The sequence below is a fragment of the Cobetia sp. SIMBA_158 genome (genome assembly GCF_046566945.1).
Lineage (GTDB): Bacteria > Pseudomonadota > Gammaproteobacteria > Pseudomonadales > Halomonadaceae > Cobetia > Cobetia amphilecti.
Map to the genome: position 1 here is coordinate 1 of NZ_JAWJYL010000760.1, position 252 is coordinate 252.

The 252-nt window shown below is 44.8% G+C and carries 1 protein-coding gene; it reads left to right on the forward strand.

Translation table 11 applies throughout. From position 1 onward, the window contains the following. Window positions 1–252: gamma-glutamyltransferase (locus R2R70_RS21860; RefSeq protein ID WP_410979175.1), on the forward strand; the 252-nt coding region annotated here is incomplete at both ends.

Here is a 252-nt window from a genome sequence, read left to right on the forward strand (position 1 = left end):
GCGCAGTTCTATGTCACCGGTTATGGTTTTTAATGAAGATGGTAGCTTACGTTTAGTTGTAGGATCTCCTGGTGGTAGCCGCATTATTGACTACGTCGCTCAAGTAGTTGTTGGCGTTTTAGACTGGAATGTATCGGTGCAAGACGCTATTAACCTCCCGCGTACTACTAATCGTAATGATTACACCAGCCTTCAAAAAGGCACCGCTATTGAATCACTTGCACCAGCACTCACTTCACGTGCTCATAAAGT